We start from the raw sequence: 22,764 nt of genomic DNA on the forward strand, positions 1-22,764 counted from the left end.
GCTATTCATGTCGAATACGTGGAAGGTTTACTTTTTGTCATTGGTCAGTTTTTTAGTGGGTACTTCAGAGTATGTAATCTCCGGCATTCTGGATAAGATCTCGGATACGATGGGTATCTCCATTACAGCGGCAGGGCAGCTGGTTACTATATTTTCATTTGTTTATGCCATTTTAACTCCTGTGATGATGGCCATAACGGCGAAAATGGATAGGCGGAGGCTTCTTGTTAGTGCACTAGGAATTTTCGTAGTTGCCAATATACTGTCGTTCGCTCTTCAGGGGTTTGAATTCTTTATTATGGCCCGTGTGATCATGGCTATAGGTGCTGGAATGGTGGTTGTGACTGCATTAGATATCGCGGCCAAGATCTCTCCTGAAGGCAAGCAGGCAAGTTCGATCGCAACTGTCATTATGGGATTTACCGCATCTTTAATTATCGGTGTTCCCCTTGGACGAGTAGCGGCAGCCGCATTTGAATGGCAATCTGTATTCGGGTTTATTGCAATTGCAGGTCTTTTGGCGATGGTTGTCCTGTCCCGCACGATCCCACAAGTAAAAGGAGATGTACCCGTACCTCTTTCGAAGCAATTAGCACTGTTGAAAAACCCGAAAGTCGGGCTTGGTTTATCGGTTACGTTCTTTTGGCTGGGTGGGTATTCCATTGCCTATACTTATATATCTCCTTATCTTCTCGAAGCCGCTGATATAAGTGAAAATTTGTTGAGTAGCGCTTTATTGGCGTTCGGTTTAGCTAGTCTGATCGGTTCCAAATTCGGTGGTTACAGTACGGACAAATGGGGAGTATCTCCTACATTACTTGGTGGAATGCTTCTGCATGTTGCAGCTCTCATTTTGCTCTCCATTACCGTATCTATCTCACATGAACCGTTTACGGTGATCGCGATCTTGGTATTATGGTCCTTCGCCGCTTGGTCTTCGGGACCAACGCAACAGTTTAATTTAGTTCGGATTGCACCGAATAATTCAGGGGTAATGCTTGGTCTAAACCAATCTATGATGCAGCTCGCGATGGCGGCAGGGGCTGGAATTGGAGGCATCGCTGTTGATCAAGTATCCTTATCGTCAATTACGTGGCTAGGTATGAGTGGCGTGGCGATCGCTATTGTTGCTGCACTGATTTTACAAGTGATGTTAAAAGAAAAAGTTAGACATAGACCAGGTGCATACGAAACACGCTCCAGCAATCACTGATCGCCAGTCCCGAAAGACACAGGCTCGAAGGAACAATTCCGACGGTGACGCGATGTTAGCAGAAGGCCATCCTTTGAGGGTGGCCTTTGTGCCATTTTAAACAACTGTTTAACAGCCGGTTGGATAGCCATTCGCCCGGGTTTCCCGGTATTTTCCTCTGAAAACAAACTGAAAAAACCTCCAGAGCTATCAATGTGTAGCAGCAGGAGGTTTCTCGCTTACAAGTTATGCAATCCAATCGATGGTAGATCCAGACACTTGTTGGTTTTCCATTCGCTTTTGCAGATAAGGGTTTTTCTTTTGCTCATCTGCTTGCTTGTCGTTAGAAGAATGCTCTGCCTGATTTGCATCTTGAGATTTCTCAAGCCTTTTGTCGATCTCGTCAGCCATCTTCAGCAGTTTGCCGTCCAAGCCTTCTGCCTTCCGCTTCAGTTCTTCTGACTTCGTAAAATCTCCGTCCTTTGACGCGGGTTCCCACGCCTTCGCCTCTAATTCCAAGGTAATCTGAGCCCGTTTTACACTGTGCATATTCTTGAGATGGTGGGTTGCCGTTAAAACAGCATGGAGGGTAGAGGAGGATTGTAGGGATTCATCTTGTTTGGGGGCGATATCGGAAGCTTTCTGTTCCTTGCTCTGCTCTTCATCCGTGCCTCTCGCCTTGCGTTGTTCTTCCAACTGAATTAGTTTCATCTGCGTATCGATTTCCTCGATCTGTTTGTCCATCTCATCCAGTCGTTCTTTCATGACTTTTGGGTCTGTCAGTTTTTCAACCGCATCCGTATAGTAGTTGTTCCGTCTCTCTAGCATCGCTTGCTTTTGTTCCATGAGGTTTTGCAGCATCTTATTCTTATTGGGAGAGTTGTTCCCATTGCTTAGCTGTAGGCCTTGCTGGCTAATCGTTAGATGATCCTGCTTTTTGTTACTGTCGTGCCCCAGTTCTTTCGTCTGTGGGTGAATTCCCGGGCTTCTATACTGGACAGACGAGCTTATGGCGTATCTAGGTGTAACAGACAACATAAATGATGATACCTCCTTTCATGAATCGAGTCGTTGGCCAAAACGGCAGCCAATCCAGAATGCGGATCACTGGTTTTTGGTTATTATTTGTATCGGAAAGAAGTTTTCCAAATTTTACTTGTTTGATGCCCTGAAGTTTCAAATAAGTACTAACAGGGAAAATATACTTTGCAGAAATGTTCATGTAGAAAAGATGGGCATAGGTATGAATCTGGCCTGATAGGAACGCGCCTTCTAACGACCGGTGAGGCGTTGTTTGAGTTGCAACTCGTTATTCTACTTCACTAGAGAGGAGTCATCATAGATGATAAAGAAAATGATTACTGGTTATAAAGCATCGCTATCTAAGCAGATCCTGTTTTTGCTCGTCTTGCTTATTGTTGTTCCCTCTGTCGTTCTGAGCCTGACCTTGACACAACTGGCGCGCAACCAGTTAGAGCACGAATTGTTGTCCCAAGTCGAATCGGTTACCACGATGATTACACAAGTGCTCAATAATTCGTACGAGGATTATTCTGCTACGATCGATAGCTTTGCGGATGTTCAAGTTCCGCCGGGGCAAAGTGCGGATACGTATATCTATGATCGCATTCGCAACATAGAGAAAGACATCGATAATGTTTTGGCTGCGTTCATGTACTACGACAATCGATATTACAATTCGGCGAAAAAGGAAATTGATCCGACTACCCGTGAATGGTACAAGAAAGCGATGCAGCATAAAGGGCAGGTCGTTGTGACGCCACCTTATATCGACGCGATAAGCGGAGGTTACGTGATTACGTTTGCCAAGACGCTCTCCGATGGTAAAGGGGTAGCGGGAATCGACGTTTCTATCGATCACTTAAACGAGCTGGTAAAGACGTACAAGATCGGAGAAAAGGGATATGTCAGCTTGTTCGATCAGAACAATGTGACAATGTCGCATCCACGATTCCCGCAGGGCAAGCCGCTTGAAGACAATCGCTTCCAAGTGATGCGTGATGGAGCGGAGGGTTCTTTCGAAGTGGATGATGACGAGCTTCGTGAATATTATCATTTCAACAAGCAAAATTCGCTCGGATTGAACGTCGTTTCCGTGATAGATTGGAATGAAATCAATCAAAAAACGGGGCCACTGTTGCGGACCTCATTTTTGTTCATCGTACTGTTGCTTGCCCTCATTGCCCTGTTCGTTTGGATATTCATGAAACGCACGGTGCGACCCATTCTGCAATTGAAGCAACTGACCGACTTAATCGCGCAGGGGGATTTGACGGTCCGGTCTATCGAGAGTGGAAGAACGGATGAGATTGGGCAGCTGCAATCCAACTTCAATACGATGTCGCAATCGTTGTCCGATGTCCTGCGTCAAATTACCGATCATTCCGAGCAAATCTCTGCTTCCTCCCACCATCTGTCTGCGAATTCGGAGGAGAACGTGCAAACGATTGAACAAGTCGCTACCTCCATGCAAGAAATAGCGGCCATGTCTTCCGATATGAATCAGAGTATAGATACCGTGAAGCAATCGGCAACGCAAGCGCAACAGGAGCTGGATGATGCCATCCGCATCCTGCGTGAGAGCACGGAAATGTCGCAGCTCATTACAGGTCTGGCTAATACCGGAGAGGAGTCCCTTGGAGCGGCAAGACAACAGGTGAATATGATCGTGGAACATTCTGCCCGTTCTAAGCAGGAGATGGAGGAATTAAAACAGGTTGCTGAAGAAATTAGTGGGGTGACGAATTTCATCCAGGATATCGCCTCTCAGACGAATTTGCTTGCGTTGAATGCTGCTATTGAAGCGGCGCGCGCCGGGCAAGAAGGTCGCGGGTTCGCTGTCGTCGCTGATGAGGTACGCAAGCTGGCTGATCAGACAGGCTCTGCTGCTGAGAGGATCGACAGTTTGATCGGCGAGGTTCAGAATCGCGTCCTTCACATGGTTAGACGGACGGAGGAAGGTGTGGATTCTGCTACAGCGGGAAGTGATTTGACACAATCTGTTGAGCAGCGTTTTACGGAGATGTATGAGGCCATTAACCGCATTGACGCGCACCTCGCGCAAGTAGCCCGCGTCAGCGAACGGTTAATGCAATCAAATACGGCGATGCTTGTAGCCTTTGGTGAATCGAGCGCCATGAGCCAAGCCACTGCACAAGAGGTCGACCAAGTCGCAGCAGCCAGTGAAGAACAGAATGCTTCGATGGAGGAAGTGGCGGCATCGGCAGTGCATCTTGCCAACATTGCGGAAGAGTTGCAGTTATTGGTGCAGCGTTTTAAATTGGAGCGTACACAGTAGTTGTAGTGATAGATTGAAAGACCAAAGACCAACAGATGTTGGTCTTTTTTTGTCCAAGCAAGGTTCTGATACTTACCTAAGTAACGTAAGAGTAACCTCTATCGAATTATCAACAAATGATTGATTGGGACGAGATTTCAAGATTACGGTCAGTCCAATTAGCGATACAATAAGCGCTTGGGCGGTAGCTTTCGCGTCTATACTCGAATCAAGTTCACCTGATTGGATACCTCGCTCAATCGTTTCTTGAAAAATGACAGAGAGGTACATTTGGTGTTCCCTTGTCAAAATCTCAAATTTCTCATCATGAGGGGCTAGCTCGACCATAGTATTAATGCAAAAGCATCCTCGGCTGAGACCTTCCGTATATTCCTCGTCGGCCACCTCTTTAAAAAAATGGCGAAATGCCTCTTTTACGGATGGAGTGGTTTGAAGCTTCGTTCGTATCTCCGAAGCACGAGACATCGTGTATCTGCGTAGTGCGGCTTCGAACAATTCTTTTTTGTCTCCAAAGGTTGAGTAAATACTGGGGCGCTGGATGCCCATTCGGGAAGTTAAATCACTTAATGAGGTAGCTTCATACCCCTTCTCCCAAAAAAGCTGCATAGCTGCATCAAGTACTTTTTCTTCGTCAAATTCGCGTGTTCTTGCCATAAAGAGTTCCTTTCATTACTTATGTATTCGAATCTATGTAACGGCCAATAAACCTTTTTGTACTGAATGGTATTTTATATTTTATTGATTTTTATCTGCTTTGTCAATTTCAGGTTGGTTTATTCGAACTTAAAAAGAATGGTGTTGACAGAAAAAGAAATGTTGGGATATATTTACTGGGCACAATAACGTACTGATCGGTATGTTATTGTGGATTAAACCAAAAATGAAAGGAGGTAAGGTGAAGTCAGATGGAGGAAGTTATTGAAAAAGTAACGGCCAATTCGCCCATGCCTCGCTATGTAACACTATTATTTGCCGTTGCTTGCGGGATGTCAGTTGCGAATATTTACTTCGCGCAGCCACTACTTGATCATTTGTCGAGTGAGTTCAGAATTGACTATTCCATCATTGGGATTCTGATCACCCTTACTCAAATCTTTTATGCGGTAGGACTGTTGTTGCTTGTCCCGCTTGGCGATTTATTGAACCAGCGCCGCTTAATTATCGGTCAGATGTTTTTATCTGTGGTAGCACTGGTTATCGTAGGGACTGCTTCCACCAGCACGGTACTATTCGCAGGTATAGCAGCGGTCGGATTGCTTGCCGTTGTGACGCAGACGATTGTTGCATTCGCGGCGACCATGGCTGCTCCTGCTGAGCGAGGACGAGTGGTTGGAGTAGTTACAAGTGGAATCGTCATTGGCATTCTTCTAGCGCGAACCATTGCGGGAGTTTTAACAGATCTTGCGGGGTGGCGTTCCGTATACTTGGTCTCTGCTGCATTTCTATTGTTACTGGTTTGCGTGTTATTTCGGGTATTGCCAAATAGGGAACGGGAGGTAAAGCCGCTATCCTATCTCCAGTTGCTTGGATCGGTACTGATGTTGTTCGCCCGAGAACGGCTCTTACGTATTCGCTCTGTTCTGGCGATGCTGATTTTTGCTGCGTTTAGCATTTTGTGGACGCCATTGGTACTGCCTCTGAGTGCGCCGCCATTATCTTTGTCGCATACAGCAATCGGGGTGTTTGGTCTCGCGGGAGTTGCCGGAGCGCTAGCGGCAGCAAGGGCAGGGAAGCTTGCAGATCGGGGTTACGGACAGAGAACGACGGGCTTTGCTTTGAGCCTATTGCTACTATCGTGGCTGTTAATCAGCTATATAGAACAGTCGTTATTTGCCTTGGCGATCGGTATCGTTTTGCTTGATTTGGCGGTACAGGCGGTGCATGTTACGAATCAAAGCATGATCCTCACCTTGGGGGCAGAGGCGCGGAGTCGGCTCACGGCGGGGTATATGGTTTTCTATTCGATCGGCTCCTCTGCTGGCTCCATTGCCTCGACCTATACATATGCGCATTTTGGTTGGGAGGGAGTATGCTTGCTCGGAGCCTCCGTTAGTGGGTTGGCTCTGGTGTATTGGGCAGTGACCAGACGCGTTTCGGATATCTCAGGGAAATAGAGCTACTGAAATACTTCAAAATGAAGATATATTAAATGAAACTATTCTGCTTCCAGAGCTGTTGACTGATACAAGTTTTGCAAAAGGAGAGATGGTCTGTGGAGATTGGTATTACTTCGTTTGTGGAAACGACGCCGGATGTTCAGACTGGTGAAGTGATGAGCCACGCACAGCGATTGCGTGAGGTTGTCGAGGAAATCGTTCTCGCTGATCGGGTTGGGCTTGATGTATTTGGCATAGGTGAACATCATCGCAAGGATTATGCTGCTTCTTCTCCAGCCATGGTGCTGGCTGCGGCTGCACCACTGACAAAAAGGATTCGGCTGACCAGTGCAGTGACAGTGCTTTCTTCGGATGATCCAGTGCGTGTTTTTCAAGATTTTGCTACACTCGATGGCATTTCGAATGGACGGGCAGAGATTATGGCGGGACGCGGTTCCTTTATCGAATCTTTCCCCCTGTTCGGCTATGACTTGAATGACTATGATGAGCTGTTTGAAGAACATTTGGAACTGCTCCTGAAAATACAGGCGTCCGAAAAGGTAACCTGGAGGGGCGGTCATCGGCCAGCTATTCAGAATTTGGGCGTGTATCCACGGCCCGTTCAGAATCCTTTACCCATATGGATTGGCAGCGGAGGCAATCAGGAATCTGTTGTTCGTGCGGGTCTGCTGGGATTGCCACTGATGCTGGCGATCATTGGTGGAAGTCCGCGACAGTTTGCACCACTTGTGCAGCTTTATAAGAAGGTGGCTATGCACGCTGGCCATGACGTATCGCGATTAACGGTTGGGTCCCATTCACTCGGATTTGTTGCAGAGGAAACGGAACTGGCGGCAGATACATTCTTTCCTTCTACCCAAGCAGGAATGAATAAAATCGGAAGGGAGCGGGGCTGGGCGTATTATAACCGTGCTAGCTTCGATGCCGCACGCAGCTTGGAGGGGGCATTGTATGTGGGTGATCCGGAGACGGTTGCTCAAAAGATCATCCACCTTCGCAAACAGGTAGGCATGACGCGCTTTATGATGTATGTGCCGATATCTACGATGCCGCATGAACAAGTAATGAGAGCCATTGAGCTGCTAGGGACGGAGGTAGCGCCTCGGGTGCGAGAGGAAATAATCAAGTGGGAAGCAGAGACAGAGCAAGAATCAACATTTGCTTAATGGAGGGATTCAAGTGGACTTTCATCGTCGAGTACTGCCAGAATTAAGGCAAACAATAGCACAATTCCCGGGTTTTCAACTGGAAGAAAATTTGGAGTCGAGCAGGTCCATGCTAAAAAATCCGCCTATTGTGAAGTCGGAGCATGTACGTACCACAAGTCGAATGATTCCGGGCGCAGCAGGAGAGATGCTAGCGAAAATATACGAGCCCGTCCAGCGAACAGGAAGTAAGCTTCCGGCTATGCTGTGGATTCACGGAGGAGGCTATGTGATGGGGCACCCCGATATGGATGACGCTCTATGCGAACGCTTTGTACAAGCGGCTAATTGTATTGTCGTATCGGTTGATTATCGTCTGGCCCCCGAGCACCCTTATCCTGCTGCTCTCTATGACTGTTACGCTGGTTTAACGTGGATGACAGACGAAGCTGAGTCACTCGGGATCGATTTGAATCGGGTTGCGATTGCTGGTGCAAGCGGGGGAGGAGGGCTGACCGCAGCACTTGCTTTAATGGCTCGCGACAAAGGGGGACCAGCCCTTATCTTCCAGATGCCGTTGTATCCAATGATCGATAACCGTAATCATACAGCGTCGAGCTATGAAATCGAGGCTGAGAATGCAACCTGGAACCGGACGAATAATTTGGCTGCGTGGCGCATGTACCTGGGCGAAGGTACCGACGACAGTCAGGTATCCGCATATGCGGTGCCGTCGAGAGCAGAAAGCTTGGTGGGGCTACCGCCGACGTATACGTGCGTAGGACAGCTTGATCTGTTCCGAGATGAGACGATCGAATATGTGACGCGCCTTGCACAAGCGGGCGTAGACGTAGAATTTCATCTGTATCCCGGATGCTATCACTGCTTTGAAGTGTTTGTCCCCGAAGCGGAAGTGAGCCAGAGAGCCAGCCAAAGCTATATTGATGCGATGGCAAGAGCGCTTCATCCTAAATAATCGAGGAGGCAAAAAGCACAACAATCGTTCGAGGGAGATCTCGGCGATTGTTGTGCTTTTGTAAACGCAGTGGTACAGGAATTTTCGGCATCTTCTCATTGAATCGTTCCCTGTTTTTCCTCCATCACATTATTGATTAATATGACGCCATGCGAAAGGGTAGTTCCGCCGCCGAATGCTCCGGCTACTGCTACTGTTTCAGCAATTTCTTTTTGGGAAACTCCGTCGTTGAGAGCTGCTTCCAAATGATAGACAATGCAGTGCTCATTTCCAGAGTAAAGGGAGATAGCCAGTGCCTGCAAGTGCTTATGCTTGGATGACAATTCACCGGACGAAAAGCATTGGCTGGTGAATTCATTATATGCTCGCAAGGCCTCTGGCATCAGCTGTCCAAAAGCTTGCAGCCCTTCTCGATACTGTTCGGCCAAATAGTGCTCCATGGTTCCATTTCCTCCTATTTTGAAATCGCCGATAGTATTTCTTTGCTGGGGAATTTTCATACTGCTTCCTTATATAAGTAGAATCACATTCGAAATTAATTGATTTGTCACGTATTTTTCTCCTGGTTGAATGCAATTATATTTGATTATCAAGTATTTTCCTTGTAAATATAATTGTAGATATTATAAAAACATATTAAAATATATGAAGTAATCTACCAATATAGTGTAAGGCAAGAGAGGTGAATAATCTTACTAACTAGTAGGAATGCTTGATAAGAAGTGAAGAGATATGTAAGGGGCCGTTTTTCAATCAATAAAACGAGAATGACTAGAAGCTATCCGAAATACCGCCAACAGCAGAGAGGAAGAGGAAGCTTACGTGGGAAACAAGGAACTGAAGAGAGGCTTGGAAGCCCGTCATATTCAGATGATTGCTTTGGGCGGTACGATTGGTGTTGGGCTATTTATGGGGTCTGCCAGCACGATCAAATGGACAGGACCATCCGTCATGCTAGCTTATGCAATTGTAGGAATTTTTATTTTTTTCATCATGCGTGCAATGGGTGAAATGCTGTATTTGGAACCAAGTACTGGTTCATTCGCAACCTTTGGGCATAAGTATATTCATCCGATAGCAGGTTATATAACGGCTTGGAGTAACTGGTTCCAGTGGGTCGTTGTCGGGATGGCAGAGATCATTGCTGTCGGGACGTATATGAAGTACTGGTTCCCAGATTTGCCGGCTTGGGTACCTGGTATTATTGCCATGGTGATACTCGGTGTAGCGAACCTAGTTTCTGTGAAGTCATTTGGTGAATTTGAGTTTTGGTTCGCCATGATCAAGATTGTAACGATCGTTTTGATGATTTTTGCAGGGATTGGTTTGATTTTCTTTGGTATTGGAAATGGTGGAAACGCAATTGGCTTATCGAATCTGTGGGAAAATGGCGGATTCTTTACGGGCGGTTGGACAGGCTTTTTCTTTGCCCTTTCCTTGGTGATTGGGGCGTATCAAGGTGTCGAGCTCATCGGGATTACAGCAGGGGAAGCAAAAGACCCGAAAAAAACATTAAGAAGTGCGATTCAAAATATCATTTGGCGCATTTTGATTTTCTATATTGGTGCGATTTTTGTTATTGTAACCGTTTACCCTTGGGATCAATTGCAGGCAATCGGTAGTCCGTTCGTTGCTACCTTTGCGAAAATCGGTATTACCGCAGCGGCAGGTATCATTAACTTTGTTGTGATCACTGCTGCCATGTCTGGCTGTAATAGCGGGATTTATAGTGCAGGGCGTATGCTGTATACCTTAGGTGTAAATGGCCAAGCGCCGAAAGTTTTTACCAAACTATCTTCGAATGGTGTGCCGCTGTTAGGTACGATTGGTGTTCTGATCGGCCTCGGTATTGGGGTTATCTTAAGCTATATCGCCCCAGAAAATCTCTTCGTGTATGTGTACAGTGCGAGTGTGCTACCTGGTATGGTTCCGTGGTTTGTCATTTTGATCAGTCAAATCAGATTCCGAAAAGCAAAGGGTGCTGAAATGGACAACCATCCATTCAAAATGCCTTTTGCCCCAGTGTCCAACTATTTGACCATTGCTTTTCTCATCATGGTACTCATCGGGATGTGGATCAATGATGAGACACGCGTCTCCCTGATTGCCGGAATTGTCTTCTTGGCGATTGTGGTCATTAGCTTCTTTACACTCGGAATAAACAAGGCAGTACCGCTGGACGAGCAATCAAACAAGAAATAACGAAAGGGGGCCAACATTTGTTGGTCCTCTTTTTTGTTCATCAAATCGCCTTTGTACGGCATACCTACTTCGTTTATCATTAGGATGACTGGACTGGTTAACCGTTTGCGGAAGCCAATGTCCGGGCTCGTCAATGGGTAGACTAAAGCGGGATACTCATTCATGATCTGAGAAAAAAGGAGCATAAGAATGAAACAACGCAACTATACACCGATTATCGTTATTCTCACCATAGCGATTAACACGCTTGTCGCCATCTTGTACTTCATGCCGAAAAACAATGATTTCAGCCATCTCGACCTGACGTTTCTGCCGTTTTTTAATGCGGTCATGAACAGTTTTACCTTTATATTTTTGATTGCCGCGCTTGTTTCCATCGTGAAGTTCAAAAACATAAAGATGCACCGGGGATATATTTTTGCAGCCTTCTCTACAACAGCTCTCTTCTTGGTTTCGTATGTGATCTACCACGGAATGGCACCTAGCACTTCCTATGGGGGAGAGGGAATTCTGCGTCCGATTTATTACTTCATCTTGATTACACATATTCTGTTGTCGGCAATCATCGTTCCATTTGCGCTGATTACGACTGCACGTGGACTCAACATGAAGGTGGAAAAGCATAAAAAAATCGCCCGCTGGACGATGCCGATGTGGCTGTATGTCAGTGCGACGGGTGTCATTGTTTACCTCATGATTTCTCCATACTATTAAGCAAAAAAAGAGCATTAGCTGCCGAAGCTAACGCTCTTTTTTTATGGTCGAAGCCTTGTTACGGTTCCACTCTTAAATAGCAAGCAGGGCTACCAATCCCAGTGGCTTTGTTTGATTCCGAGATTTACGGCGAGTACGGAAGCAATCGGTTGCTTGATGGGGGCAAGTGAATTTGCCGTGCAGCTCGATTCTGGCTGATAATTTAATTCCTGCGCTTTTCGAATATCGGCTTCGGCTAGATTGTTCGTCTTGTTGGCTTGCTCATAACAGGGCGGTGAAATATACCTCTTGTTCGTGTGCTCCAATATGACCCGTGTATCAGGTGGGGGTTCTGCCTCAACAGGAATGGAAAGCACGCCTGCAACTACGACTACAGCACCAATGCCAATAAGAAGTCCGCGTTTCATCCTATTCACTCCATCTATTTAGTAAAGGATTGTCCAAATGAGCCGATTTATTGTAACACCTTACTTCCAAGTGGGAAATGGCTCCATGTAGCTATTTACATAAAAAACCACCGCCTCCAATATGGGACGGTGGTTGGTTTATCTAGGAAGTGATCTCTATGCCGTTTTCGTCGACACCCAGAGCTTGTCGTGCCATGATCTTGAACTCTTCCAGCCCTGATTTCAATGCGAAGGTGGCAAGAGTGACGGGATACGCAGCTGTCATTTCGACGATATGCTCATGCATACGTGACCATACACGGCCTCCTGCTTTCTCATACCGTTGGATGAAATGGGCCAAGCCAGTATCCCCGAACAACAGGTAAACGACCGTGAAATCAATAGCAGGGTCAGAGACTTCTGCCTCCGTCCAATCCAGGAGCCCTGTTACCTTGCCTTTTTCAGCAACCAGGATATGCCCCGGATGGAGGTCACCATGCACAAGTGCAGAGTGAGCAGGCCAGAATGTTTCATCTGCAAGCCATTTTTGCCATCGATCCCATAGCGCCCCAGAAACGCCAAAGACGCGTTTGATTTCATTCATCTTTTCTCGAAGGCTTGCTCGTGCTTGGCTAGACTGCTTGACGCGGATACCAGCATCTCGAGCGAGATCATGATGAATACCGTGTAATTCCACCAATGCTTCTGCCCACGTTTGGATGCACAGTTCAGGTAGGGATTCGGGATTCAAATACCAGTCATAATTTTTGGTTTCCATATTGATCGTCGCCATCGGTGTGCCACCCAGAATCGGATAAGCGATGAATTCAGAGGTGTGAACCTGCCAATCCGGTACTTCGACACGCAGATGTTTTGCAACGAGATCTAGCACCCTTTTCTCATAACGGGCTGTCTCCACAACATCGTCCCGGCGCGGTTGGCGCAATACCCATGGAACACCATCTATCGTACTCGCAAAAATCGCAAGAAAATCCAAGCCGGATTCATTTACTTTCACGGTAGTGAGGTCTACTAGGATTCCGTTATTTTTCGCGAGTGCAAGCATGTGCTCTACATTGTTTTTTGACATAACAAAAACACCTCATTCATGAATAGTTAAAATCAATCAAACAAAAATAAACCCATACCATTCCGTTTTTCAAAATGGTTGAGCCTACATGGGGGCTTGTCGATTTTAACGAAGTCTCATGAATGCGATGCCTATTGCAATGTCCATCATCGTAACCTCCTATAATTGAAAACAAAGATAGTGTACCATGGAATCTAACGAATAGCGACGAGGAGATTAGCGATGATGAAATTGATTTCTTGGAATGTAAATGGACTTCGCGCATGCGTGAACAAGGGTTTTTACGAGTACTTTAAGGAAGCGAATGCCGATATATTTTGCTTGCAGGAAACGAAGCTGCAAGAAGGTCAAATCGAGATGGAGATCGGTGAGGCGTATCATCAATATTGGAACTACGCAGAGAAAAAGGGTTATTCCGGAACGGCTGTTTTTACAAAAATGGAACCATTATCCGTCCGTTACGGCTTGGAAGAAGATCATGAGCCTGAGGGACGAGTCATTACGTTGGAGTTCCAAGATTTCTACTTGGTCACCGTATACACCCCGAATGCGAAGCGTGATTTGTCGAGATTGGATTATCGGCTGGAATGGGAGGATCGGTTTCGGAGGTACTTATTGCAGCTGGATGGGAAGAAGCCCGTGGTGGTTTGTGGGGATCTGAATGTCGCGCATCAAGAGATTGATTTGAAAAATGCGAAGTCCAATCGCGGTAATTCCGGGTTTACTCCTGAAGAGCGTGAGAAGATGACGAGCTTGCTGGCAGCCGGGTTTGTGGATACCTATCGATATTTTTATCCGGATCAAACAGATGCCTATACGTGGTGGTCTTTCATGCCGAAAGTGAGAGAGCGGAATATCGGGTGGCGTATTGATTATTTTCTCGCGTCTGAGAGATTGGCTCCGTCGTTGCTCGGGGCGGCAATTGACTCACAGGTGATGGGAAGCGATCATTGTCCGGTCGTGTTGGAGCTGGGGACCATCAAGTGAGTATGTTATACCAGTAGTTAGTAATTGTGAGGGTGAGAGACCTGAAATAGCAAAACTGCCTATAATCAAACAATGAAGACGAAATTCGATATAAGCGAACGTTGATATGAAAGGGAGGAGTTTCGTACAATGAAAACCTAAGACTTCTAATGAAGAGGGGATAGGCTATTGCTAACCATGAATTTGTTACTAATTGCTTTTCTGATTTTTGCTACTGCTTTTTTTGTGGCAACTGAATTCGCGATTGTAAAGCTTCGCCCAAGCCGTGTAGACCAACTGGTCATGGAAGGGAGAAAGAATGCTCTTGCTGTTCAGAAAGTAGTTAGTAACCTGGATGGATATTTGTCAGCGTGTCAGTTGGGAATCACGTTGACAGCCATTGGCTTGGGGGTTTTGGGGAAACCGACGATTGAGAGTATCATTAGCCCATTTCTTACGCCGTATTTACCCGAACAAGTCGTTGCAGTTCTGTCGTTTGTGATTGCTTACTCACTCGTTACGTTTCTCCATGTGGTGGTCGGGGAACTGGCACCGAAAACAGTGGCGATCCAAAAGGCAGAAGCGGTTAGCTTACTTTGTGCGAAACCCATTATTTGGTTCTATAAATTGATGTACCCTGCGATCTGGGTGCTGAATGGCTCGGCTGCTCTACTTGTGCGTTCATTTGGTATGAAACCGACCAAGGAGCACGAAGAAAGTCACTCAGAAGAAGAGCTGCGAATCATTCTGACGGAAAGCTATGAGAGCGGAAAAATTAATCAGTCTGAGTATGGATACGTTAGCAATATCTTTGCTTTTGACGAGATGCTGGCTCGGGAGATTATGGTCCCGCGAACAGATATGAGCTGCTTGCACAAGGAATATACCCTTGAGCAAAACCTGCGAATCATGAAAGAAGAGCAATATACCCGTTTCCCGGTTATATCGCAAAACAAAGATCATATTATCGGGATGATTAACACGAAAGAGTTCTTTCTAAATTATGCCGATGATCCAAACTTGGATTTTTCCAAGCTCATCCGACCGTTTTTGATGGTTTCAGAGGCGACTCCTGTAAAAGACCTTTTGAAAAAAATGCAAAAACAAAGAACACATATCGCTATCCTGATTGACGAGTATGGCGGTACCTCCGGAATGGTGACGATCGAAGATATTTTGGAGGAGATTGTAGGGGAGATCCGTGATGAGTTCGACGCGGAGGAAAAAGCCGAGATCGAAATCGTGGAAAAGAATAGCCATGTGATCGTGGACGGAAAGGTACTTCTCTCCGAGGTTAACGACTTGCTTAACGCGAATATTAATGAAGAAGAACTCGATACCATCGGGGGCTGGCTATACAGTCAAAATCCGACGCTCAAAGAAGGTATCCAATGGCAATACGATGATCTCGTCTTTACAATCAGAAAGAAAGACAAGCATCGCATACGGAAAATTGAAAAACAAAAAGCAGCAGAAGTTCCAGCTCGAGAGCTGCAGGATGTAACGTAATGAAAAGATGGGGAATTCCATGAAGGGGAATTCTCCATCTTTTTTCTTTTGTCTGGAGTGGTAAGAGATACGACATACAACGAATGAGCATAACATGAATAGTTTATAAAATCGCAAACTAGGCGATTACAAATGGATAAGGTGCAAACGACATGGTCTGAAAAAGGATGATGATCCTTACGATAAAAATTTTTCGGAAGGAGAGAGCGAAAATTAACAATAAGCGGGCTAACGCATTCAATAAGAAGATGTTGCCACTGATATTCCCTCCCCAGGGATGTCCGGCAATTTTCCCAGGACCGACGTTAGACCCACCTGATCCTCCAGGAGTGACGGGAGCCACAGGTACGACAGGACCAACGGGTGCGACTGGTGCGACTGGGGCCACAGGGCCAACGGGAGTGACAGGGGCCACAGGGCCAACGGGAGTGACAGGGGCAACTGGAGCAGCTGGCGGAGACACTGGGGCTACAGGAGCGACGGGTCAAACAGGTGAAACGGGGGTAGCTGGATCTACAGGAGCCACAGGCCAAACAGGCGAAACGGGGATAGCTGGAGCTACAGGAGCGACGGGTCAAACAGGTGAAACGGGGGTAGCTGGAGCCACAGGAGCCACGGGTCAAACAGGTGAAACGGGGATAGCTGGGGTTACAGGAGCCACAGGCCAAACAGGTGAAACGGGGGTAGCTGGAGCTACAGGAGCCACGGGTCAAACGGGGGTAGCTGGAGCTACAGGAGCCACGGGTCAAACAGGTGAAACAGGGGTAGCTGGAGCTACAGGAGCCACAGGCCAAACGGGGGTAGCTGGGGTTACAGGAGCCACAGGCCAAACAGGCGAAGCGGGTGTAACTGGAGTTACAGGAGCCACGGGTCAAACAGGCGAAACGGGTGTAACTGGAGTTACAGGAGCTACGGGTCAAACAGGTGAAACGGGTGTAACTGGAGTTACAGGAGCCACGGGTCAAACAGGCGAAGCGGGTGTAACTGGAGTTACAGGAGCCACGGGTCAAACAGGCGAAGCGGGGATAGCTGGGGCTTCAGGAGTTACGGGTCAAGCAGGAGCTACGGGAGTAACTGGAGCTACAGGAGCCACGGGTCAAACAGGTGAAACGGGGATAGCTGGGGTTACAGGAGCTACGGGAACAGCAGGGGCAACAGGAGCCACAGGCGCAACGGGAGCTACCGGAACAGCAGGGACAACAGGAGCCACAGGCGCAACGGGGGCTACCGGAACAGCAGGGACAGCAGGAGCCACCGGCCCAACGGGAGCTACCGGAACAGCAGGAGCCACGGGTCCAACGGGAGCTACCGGAACAGCAGGAGCCACGGGTCCAACGGGGGCTACCGGAACAGCAGGTACAGCAGGAGCCACGGGCGCAACGGGAGCTACCGGAACAGCAGGAACAGCAGGAGCTACCGGTCCAACGGGAGCTACCGGAACAGCAGGAACAGCAGGAGCTACCGGCCCAACGGGGGCTACTGGAGCAACCGGAGCCACCGGCGCAACAGGTTCTCTCCAACAATTCCATGTATCCCAGAACACTCCAAATACTGTAGGAAGTTCGGCCATCCCGTTGACTACTGTTGCAACAACGCTTAAAACGATCACAATGACAGGAGTAGCAGCTGGCAACACGGTTTGGTTAACGGGGGTCGTCGGCTGGGAATCTACCGCGGGGACTACGAGCGTCCAACTGCAAATTTTACGTGGAACTACTATAATCTTTAGCATTAATCATCATTCAGCTGGAAATAACACATTTGAAGCAACGAGTATAAACCACGTTGATTTAACGCCTGGAACGGGGAACGTCACGTATTCATTAGTCGCACTAACGAATGACGGGACTGCCAATGCTATCGGTGCTATCACTTTAACGGGAGCTTTGCTAGCTACCACATAGCACTGATAACGGAGGTACCGAAGAATATTAGCTTGTTAATTTCAAAAAAGAAACGGGGCCGATTGATGCGGTCCCGTTTCTCTTATTCATTTTGCGAAATTATAGATAAACAATGTTGTAAGTAGGCTTCGTAACGCCGTTCGCGTACTGTTTCATGTCCACTAACTCGAGTTTGAGACGTGGCTTCGCACTTCCAAATAGCGGGACACCTTCACCGACCATCACCGGATTCACTTTCAGCACTAATTGATCAATCAGTTGATGTGCCAGTAACGCTCCTGCCAATTCACCGCCCCCACATAGCCATAGCTTGCCGTTTTCTTGCTGTTTGAGATTCTTGATAAATTCGATGGCATCGCCTTTGACCAGCTCGACTTCTGCATTGGATTCAAACTGCATGGAGTTTGAGAAAATATAATGCTTGATTCCCTTATAGCCTGGTTCGCCTGGCTTGGCACCAAATTTGAACCCAAACTCGTAGGTCTTGGCGCCCATCAGCACAGCGTCATATTCCTGAATTTCAGATAAAAAGTCGGGTACATGTTCTCCCTCAAATAAAAAGAGTGTGCTGTCGATATTTCCGTCCATCATGGCTTGATCGGCAATGAAATTGTCTAACGATACGGCAACATGATAAATTAATGAGGCCATTTGGAAATCCCTCCTTTTTTCTCCACTTCATTTTATGTGAAACGATTTAGGGCTTGCACACATTTTATTTGAGCACTTATTTGATACAGTCTGATTCATTAGATAAAGAGGAGGAGCGACATGAAGCAATTGACGCCGAAAGAACAAGGGCTTCTTGAGGAATTGTATAGATCGGACGAAAGAAAAGGAGAAATTCTCCACTCCTTGGGCAAGATGGGCAGCATGATCACTCTGACCTTTCTATTACCATTTGCCTTGGAAAAAGGAGAAGAAGTACGAAAAGCAGCGCTTGCGGCTGTCCATCAAATAACCTCGCGCCTGCGTAAACAAGATTTCATTGGCTTGGATCAATACATACGGAGATTGACCCCCTATTCAAATGGAAATCAGTTGGCAGCGTGGTATGAATTGTTGCCGGAGGATATCCGGAACTTTTCGATAAACGATGAGGCAGACTTTAGCTTCATCGGAATTTGCAGCTTTCATCGAAATGGATATGTAAGGGAAGCAGCCATTGAAGTGTTGTTAAAACAGGTTACGGGTGCGGAGATTCCCTTTTTGTTAATCCGCTTGAATGATTGGCAGCCCAAAATTCGTTATCTGGCGTTTAAGGCGTGCAAGGTGAGATTCCGTCCCAATTATGTGAAACACTTTCTCGAATCGATCTTTTTGTTGAAGCATTTGTCCGCCTACTATAGCCGTGAAAAGTTCTCCGATTTCCTAGAGGAGATCGACGCAATGTTTCGTCATCCAGATAACCGGGACGTGTTACGCAGTGGTTTTCGCTCAAGGGACCCGGTTGTTCGGCGATTTTGCTTTGATTTGGCACTCAACCTACATGATGTCGATCCAGATGAGGTCATTGCAGCGGCTTTGATTCAGAAGGATGCCATGATCAGGCTCCAGACGGTTAGGCATATGTGCAAGCAAGACGACAATGAGCGTCTGCGAAAATGGCTCGATCGAATCCGGCATGACGTTTTTCCTTCGATTCGCCAACTAGCCCTACAAGCTTATGTGGATCGCTTTCCTGAAGAAGCGACGGATGCGTTGCTTGCTGCTCTGCTTGATGGACATAAATCCATCCGCGAAATGGCCCGATTTTATTTGAGGGACAAGAAGATCGATCTCGTTGCCTTCTATCGGGGGAAATTGATAGATGCCGAGGAGCAGGTTATACCAATAGCGATTGTGGGAGTAGGAGAAACGGGTGTGAAAGCAGATGATCAATCAATTCTCCCGTTTTTGCCCCATGAAAATGAACGAATACAAAGAGCAGCCGTGAAGGCACTCGCTATGCTGAATCCGGATGATCACATTGAAGTTTTTATCCGCGCGCTACAAACCAATAAACGAAGCGCATCCCGTGAAGCAAGACAAATACTAGCGGATCGAGTAGAGCTTCGTCATACGGACATGCTCTGGGAGATGCTTGAAAAAGATGTGGGCCTTCATGTGAAGAAAAACATTCTCTTCTTATTTTCGAAGATGAACAAGGCGGACAGTATTTCATTATTATTACGGGCATGTGCTGTGCAGGAAAAAGAAATACGCGATGATGCAATCCTGCATGTCGAGTATTGGCTGAATGGATATAATAGAAGGTTCTACCTGCGGTTAAAGGATGAACAGTGTGAAAAGATTAGCCATACTCTTGAAGCTGTTCGAAAGTTTCTGCCGGAAGATATAGCTGAATCCGTCGAGTCACTCCTGGCAAAATGATAAGGAAGGGGCACCATTATAGGTGTCCCTCTACTTCGTATTTTCAGTTCGTTCCCAACAGTTCTTTTAACGTGTTATCAATAAAAGCAGTATCGACTGGATTAAGTCCAAACCCAGCCAAGTGTCCCCAGATTGATTCAACCGGCTTAAAGGTAGCGTTAGGGATGTGTTTCGTCTCATATTCACTGTCTTCTGGCGTGAAATACAAATCAGTCCGTACGGGCATCACAACCGTTCGTGCCTGGATGCTTCGTAACGCTGTCTCAAAGTCTCCCTTGTACCTATCATTTTGGCTAATGTCGGCATGCTGCCACGTCCACATCATCGCCAGCAAGTCATTTGCATCCGAAGGAACAAAGCTCTCCTCCCAAAATCTCGAGATAAATTCGGAAAGTGTCTCATAGCCCAAAGCTTTATAGCATTCCTCGCGGTAAAATGGCTGTGAAAACCCCCAACTCGCATAAACGCGCCCCAAGGTACGTAAGCCCACCTCGGGAGATGCTGTATACTGCCCGTTATTCCAAGCTACATCGGCTTGCAATGCTGCTCGGATGCCTTCGATCAAGACGATGTTATGCGGCCATGTTTTTGCGGTTCCGGCAAAAGGAGCCAATCTTTCGACCATATCTGGGTAGCTCGCCGCCCAATGAAAAGCCTGGATGGCCCCCATCGACCAGCCGGTTGCCAGCGCAATTTTTTTGATGCCAAATCTCTCCGTAATGAGTCGATGCTGAAGTGCGACATTATCGTAGATCGTAACGTGTGGAAAATGGGCCTGATCATACGGGCTTGCCGTGTTGCTCGGGGAGGACGATAGCCCGTTGCCGAGCATGTTGGGAATGATGATAAAATATTGATTCGGGTTCAAAGCCTTATCTTCCCCGATAAGCCATTCGTTTTGGTAATGCTGGTCTCCAAACGATGTAGGAAATATAATGACGTTATCCTTGGCTGCGTTGAGCGTGCCGTAGGTTTTGTAAGCAATAAATGCATGCGGTAGTGTCACTCCTGACTGCAAGCGAACATCTCCCAAGTGAAAAATGTCGTAATCCATTTCGCATTGCTCCTTTTCTAAGCATGATTGTTTTTAACTATAAACGTTCCCGTACAGGGGAAAGTCAAGGGGACGATAGAGTGGGGTTTTTCCATGTTTAAGATCAGTGAATTCTCCCGATTGAGCAGAGTGTCCCTAAAAACGCTTCGTTTCTATGACCAAATTGGCATTTTAAAGCCAGCGGATATCGACAAAGAGACTGGCTATCGGTTTTATGCAGCAGAGCAATTGGTTACGCTCAATCGAATCCTCATGTACAAGGACTTGGGATTTACGTTGCAACAAATTCAGCAATTGCTGCATGAAGAAATGTCCATAGACCAACTACAAGGCATATTCAGGCAAAAAGAAAGGGAGATGGAACGGCTACTTGAGGAGGAGCAAGCACGATTGAATCGAATCAAGGAGCGTCTGCTGTCGATCGAGCAAAAGGGGTACATAGAACAAGAGGTTGTCTTTAAACAAGTCGAAGCCCAAAAAGTTGTTTCATTCCGTTCAGAAGGTACGGTGGAAGAGATTCCGATGCTTTTTGATCGGCTGGTTCATTATGCAGGCAAGCAGCAGAGAGGGATGCTTTCCTCCATCGTTTTGTGGAAGGAGTCGGAGAGAGACGAGACGGCATTCGAATTAGAGATCGGCTATGTACTCAAACAGGACATTGCCTTGCCATCCGACAAGCTGGAAATACGTATGCTGCCAGAGGAGCGGATGATGGCCACCCTGGTCCAACGCGTAGAGCCATTCGTTCCTTCTACGGCCTGTATTGACTTGGCAAAATGGATAGAGCGCAATCAATACCGGATCAAAAAAGATCAGCCAGGCAGAGAAAACTATCTGCAATCCCCACATGGGGGCGATACGTATGTAGAAGTACAAATCCCCATTGAATCCCCATGAAGAAGGCCAGTACCTGTATAGACGAGGAGGTACTGGCCTTTTGCTATGTTCATTTGACGCTGGTGGAAGGCAGGTAGTACAGTAAGGTTGATCGAAAATACAGAAAATTCGAAGTGGAAAGAGGGGAATCCTGCTATGAATAGAAAAGCACGTCGGTTCATTGATCTGAGTGTGCCTCTTGATCGTCTGGCAAAAGAACCGTTCCCACCTGAGATTCAATACAATAGTCATGAAGAAGGGGCTGTCCAAGCCGCGCAGTATTTCGGATTGCAACCAACGGATTTTCCCGAACAGAAGGCTTGGGCAAGTGAAACGGTGACATTCACGACACATACAGGGACACATGTAGATGCTCCTTGGCATTACTGGCCTACTTCAGAGGGAGAGCCAGCGAAAACGATTGATCAGTTGCCGTTGGAGTGGTTCTACGGAGATGGTGTCCTGCTTGACTTTAGTGAAAAGCCGCCTGGCTATGAAATTACGGTGAAAGATGTGAAACAGAAGCTCGCCCAAATCGAATACGAACTGAAACCGTTCGATATTGTCCTGATCAGGACGGACGCGGATAAACGATACTATGAAGCGCACTATTTTCAATCACATGCGGGAGTATCCGCCGAAGCGACACATTGGTTGATCGATCAAGGAATCAAGGTCATGGGAACCGATGGGTGGGGATGGGATATCCCGTTTTCCGTTCAAGCCGCTGATTATAAACAAAATCCGCGCGATGGCGTTTTATGGGCGGCTCACTATGTGGGAAAAGAGAAGGAGTATTGCCAAATTGAAAAGCTGGCGAATTTGGAGCAATTGCCGAGGCCCTACGGATTTACCGTATCTGTGTTTCCTGTAAAAGTGAAAGGTGCGAGCGCGGGATGGGCGCGTCCTGTTGCTATTTTTGAAGAAGAGGAGTAGTTGCA

The 22,764-nt window shown here is 47.0% G+C and carries 20 protein-coding genes; 13 read left to right on the forward strand and 7 right to left on the reverse strand.

Annotated elements, in window-relative coordinates; genetic code table 11:
* Positions 1-7 precede the first annotated feature (7 nt).
* Positions 8-1,213, forward strand: coding sequence for an MFS transporter (locus tag HP570_RS26240; protein ID WP_173627650.1), 1,206 nt, complete (start codon positions 8-10; stop codon positions 1,211-1,213).
* Between the two features lie 225 nt (positions 1,214-1,438).
* Here HP570_RS26240 and HP570_RS26245 read toward each other — a convergent pair whose 3' ends face one another.
* Positions 1,439-2,230 (reverse strand): hypothetical protein, encoded by a 792-nt coding sequence (locus HP570_RS26245; RefSeq protein WP_173627651.1) that lies wholly within the window; start codon positions 2,228-2,230, stop codon positions 1,439-1,441.
* 304 nt (positions 2,231-2,534) lie between these two features.
* Between HP570_RS26245 and HP570_RS26250 the strand changes: the two genes are divergently transcribed.
* Positions 2,535-4,511, forward strand: coding sequence for a methyl-accepting chemotaxis protein (locus tag HP570_RS26250; protein ID WP_173627652.1), 1,977 nt, complete (start codon positions 2,535-2,537; stop codon positions 4,509-4,511).
* Positions 4,512-4,583: 72 nt separating this feature from the next.
* Here the strand turns inward: HP570_RS26250 and HP570_RS26255 are convergent, their stop codons facing one another.
* Positions 4,584-5,165 (reverse strand): TetR/AcrR family transcriptional regulator, encoded by a 582-nt coding sequence (locus HP570_RS26255; RefSeq protein ID WP_173627653.1) that lies wholly within the window; start codon positions 5,163-5,165, stop codon positions 4,584-4,586.
* Between the two features lie 251 nt (positions 5,166-5,416).
* On the opposite strand from HP570_RS26255, the gene HP570_RS26260 reads away from it, so the two are divergent.
* The 3 genes from HP570_RS26260 to HP570_RS26270 all read left to right on the forward strand — a co-directional run bounded on the left by HP570_RS26260 (position 5,417) and on the right by HP570_RS26270 (position 8,749).
* Positions 5,417-6,625: an MFS transporter gene (locus tag HP570_RS26260; RefSeq protein ID WP_173627654.1), complete on the forward strand. Its 1,209-nt coding sequence runs from the start codon at positions 5,417-5,419 to the stop codon at positions 6,623-6,625.
* Between the two features lie 98 nt (positions 6,626-6,723).
* Complete coding sequence (locus HP570_RS26265) at positions 6,724-7,794, forward strand: LLM class flavin-dependent oxidoreductase (RefSeq protein ID WP_173627655.1); 1,071 nt, start codon at positions 6,724-6,726, stop codon at positions 7,792-7,794.
* 13 nt (positions 7,795-7,807) lie between these two features.
* On the forward strand, positions 7,808-8,749 hold the full coding sequence (locus tag HP570_RS26270) for an alpha/beta hydrolase (RefSeq protein ID WP_173627656.1): 942 nt from the start codon (positions 7,808-7,810) through the stop codon (positions 8,747-8,749).
* Positions 8,750-8,844: 95 nt separating this feature from the next.
* On the opposite strand, the gene HP570_RS26275 is transcribed toward HP570_RS26270, so the two are convergent.
* Positions 8,845-9,189, reverse strand: coding sequence for a carboxymuconolactone decarboxylase family protein (locus tag HP570_RS26275; protein WP_173627657.1), 345 nt, complete (start codon positions 9,187-9,189; stop codon positions 8,845-8,847).
* Between the two features lie 382 nt (positions 9,190-9,571).
* Between HP570_RS26275 and HP570_RS26280 the strand changes: the two genes are divergently transcribed.
* Both HP570_RS26280 and HP570_RS26285 read left to right on the forward strand, forming a co-directional pair.
* The gene (locus tag HP570_RS26280; protein ID WP_173627658.1) at positions 9,572-10,951 is read left to right on the forward strand and encodes an amino acid permease; all 1,380 of its coding nucleotides are present in this window, start codon (positions 9,572-9,574) and stop codon (positions 10,949-10,951) included.
* Positions 10,952-11,140: 189 nt separating this feature from the next.
* Positions 11,141-11,665, forward strand: coding sequence for a DUF420 domain-containing protein (locus tag HP570_RS26285; protein WP_016742711.1), 525 nt, complete (start codon positions 11,141-11,143; stop codon positions 11,663-11,665).
* Positions 11,666-11,754: 89 nt separating this feature from the next.
* Here the strand turns inward: HP570_RS26285 and HP570_RS26290 are convergent, their stop codons facing one another.
* Positions 11,755-12,072, reverse strand: a complete 318-nt coding sequence (locus HP570_RS26290) for a hypothetical protein (RefSeq protein ID WP_173627659.1) — start codon at positions 12,070-12,072, stop codon at positions 11,755-11,757.
* Positions 12,073-12,214: 142 nt separating this feature from the next.
* Positions 12,215-13,141, reverse strand: a complete 927-nt coding sequence (mphJ, locus tag HP570_RS26295; protein WP_173627660.1) for a macrolide 2'-phosphotransferase MphJ — start codon at positions 13,139-13,141, stop codon at positions 12,215-12,217.
* 225 nt (positions 13,142-13,366) lie between these two features.
* On the opposite strand from mphJ, the gene HP570_RS26300 reads away from it, so the two are divergent.
* From HP570_RS26300 to HP570_RS29890, 3 genes are all read left to right on the forward strand, one after another.
* A complete protein-coding gene (locus HP570_RS26300; RefSeq protein ID WP_173627691.1) occupies positions 13,367-14,128 on the forward strand; it encodes an exodeoxyribonuclease III in 762 nt (253 codons plus the stop codon).
* Between the two features lie 168 nt (positions 14,129-14,296).
* Complete coding sequence (locus HP570_RS26305) at positions 14,297-15,616, forward strand: hemolysin family protein (RefSeq protein WP_173627661.1); 1,320 nt, start codon at positions 14,297-14,299, stop codon at positions 15,614-15,616.
* Positions 15,617-15,864: 248 nt separating this feature from the next.
* A complete protein-coding gene (locus HP570_RS29890) occupies positions 15,865-17,520 on the forward strand; it encodes a hypothetical protein (RefSeq protein ID WP_217364834.1) in 1,656 nt (551 codons plus the stop codon).
* A 99-nt stretch (positions 17,521-17,619) separates the two neighbouring features.
* Here HP570_RS29890 and HP570_RS26315 read toward each other — a convergent pair whose 3' ends face one another.
* Entirely contained in the window at positions 17,620-18,171 is a 552-nt protein-coding gene (locus HP570_RS26315) for a dihydrofolate reductase family protein (protein ID WP_012684062.1), read from the reverse strand.
* A 120-nt stretch (positions 18,172-18,291) separates the two neighbouring features.
* Here HP570_RS26315 and HP570_RS26320 point away from each other — a divergent pair, with 120 nt between their 5' ends.
* Positions 18,292-19,893 carry a hypothetical protein gene (locus HP570_RS26320; protein WP_173627662.1) on the forward strand — a complete coding sequence of 534 codons (1,602 nt, stop codon included), beginning with the start codon at positions 18,292-18,294 and terminating at the stop codon, positions 19,891-19,893.
* A gap of 43 nt (positions 19,894-19,936) precedes the next feature.
* Here the strand turns inward: HP570_RS26320 and HP570_RS26325 are convergent, their stop codons facing one another.
* Positions 19,937-20,947: an alpha/beta fold hydrolase gene (locus tag HP570_RS26325; RefSeq protein ID WP_173627663.1), complete on the reverse strand. Its 1,011-nt coding sequence runs from the start codon at positions 20,945-20,947 to the stop codon at positions 19,937-19,939.
* Positions 20,948-21,040: 93 nt separating this feature from the next.
* On the opposite strand from HP570_RS26325, the gene HP570_RS26330 reads away from it, so the two are divergent.
* Positions 21,041-21,844, forward strand: coding sequence for a MerR family transcriptional regulator (locus HP570_RS26330; RefSeq protein ID WP_173627664.1), 804 nt, complete (start codon positions 21,041-21,043; stop codon positions 21,842-21,844).
* 135 nt (positions 21,845-21,979) lie between these two features.
* The gene (locus HP570_RS26335) at positions 21,980-22,759 is read left to right on the forward strand and encodes a cyclase family protein (protein ID WP_173627665.1); all 780 of its coding nucleotides are present in this window, start codon (positions 21,980-21,982) and stop codon (positions 22,757-22,759) included.
* Positions 22,760-22,764: the final 5 nt, after the last annotated feature.

The organism is Brevibacillus sp. RS1.1 (assembly GCF_013284365.1).
Classification (GTDB): Bacteria; Bacillota; Bacilli; order Brevibacillales; family Brevibacillaceae; genus Brevibacillus; species Brevibacillus brevis_D.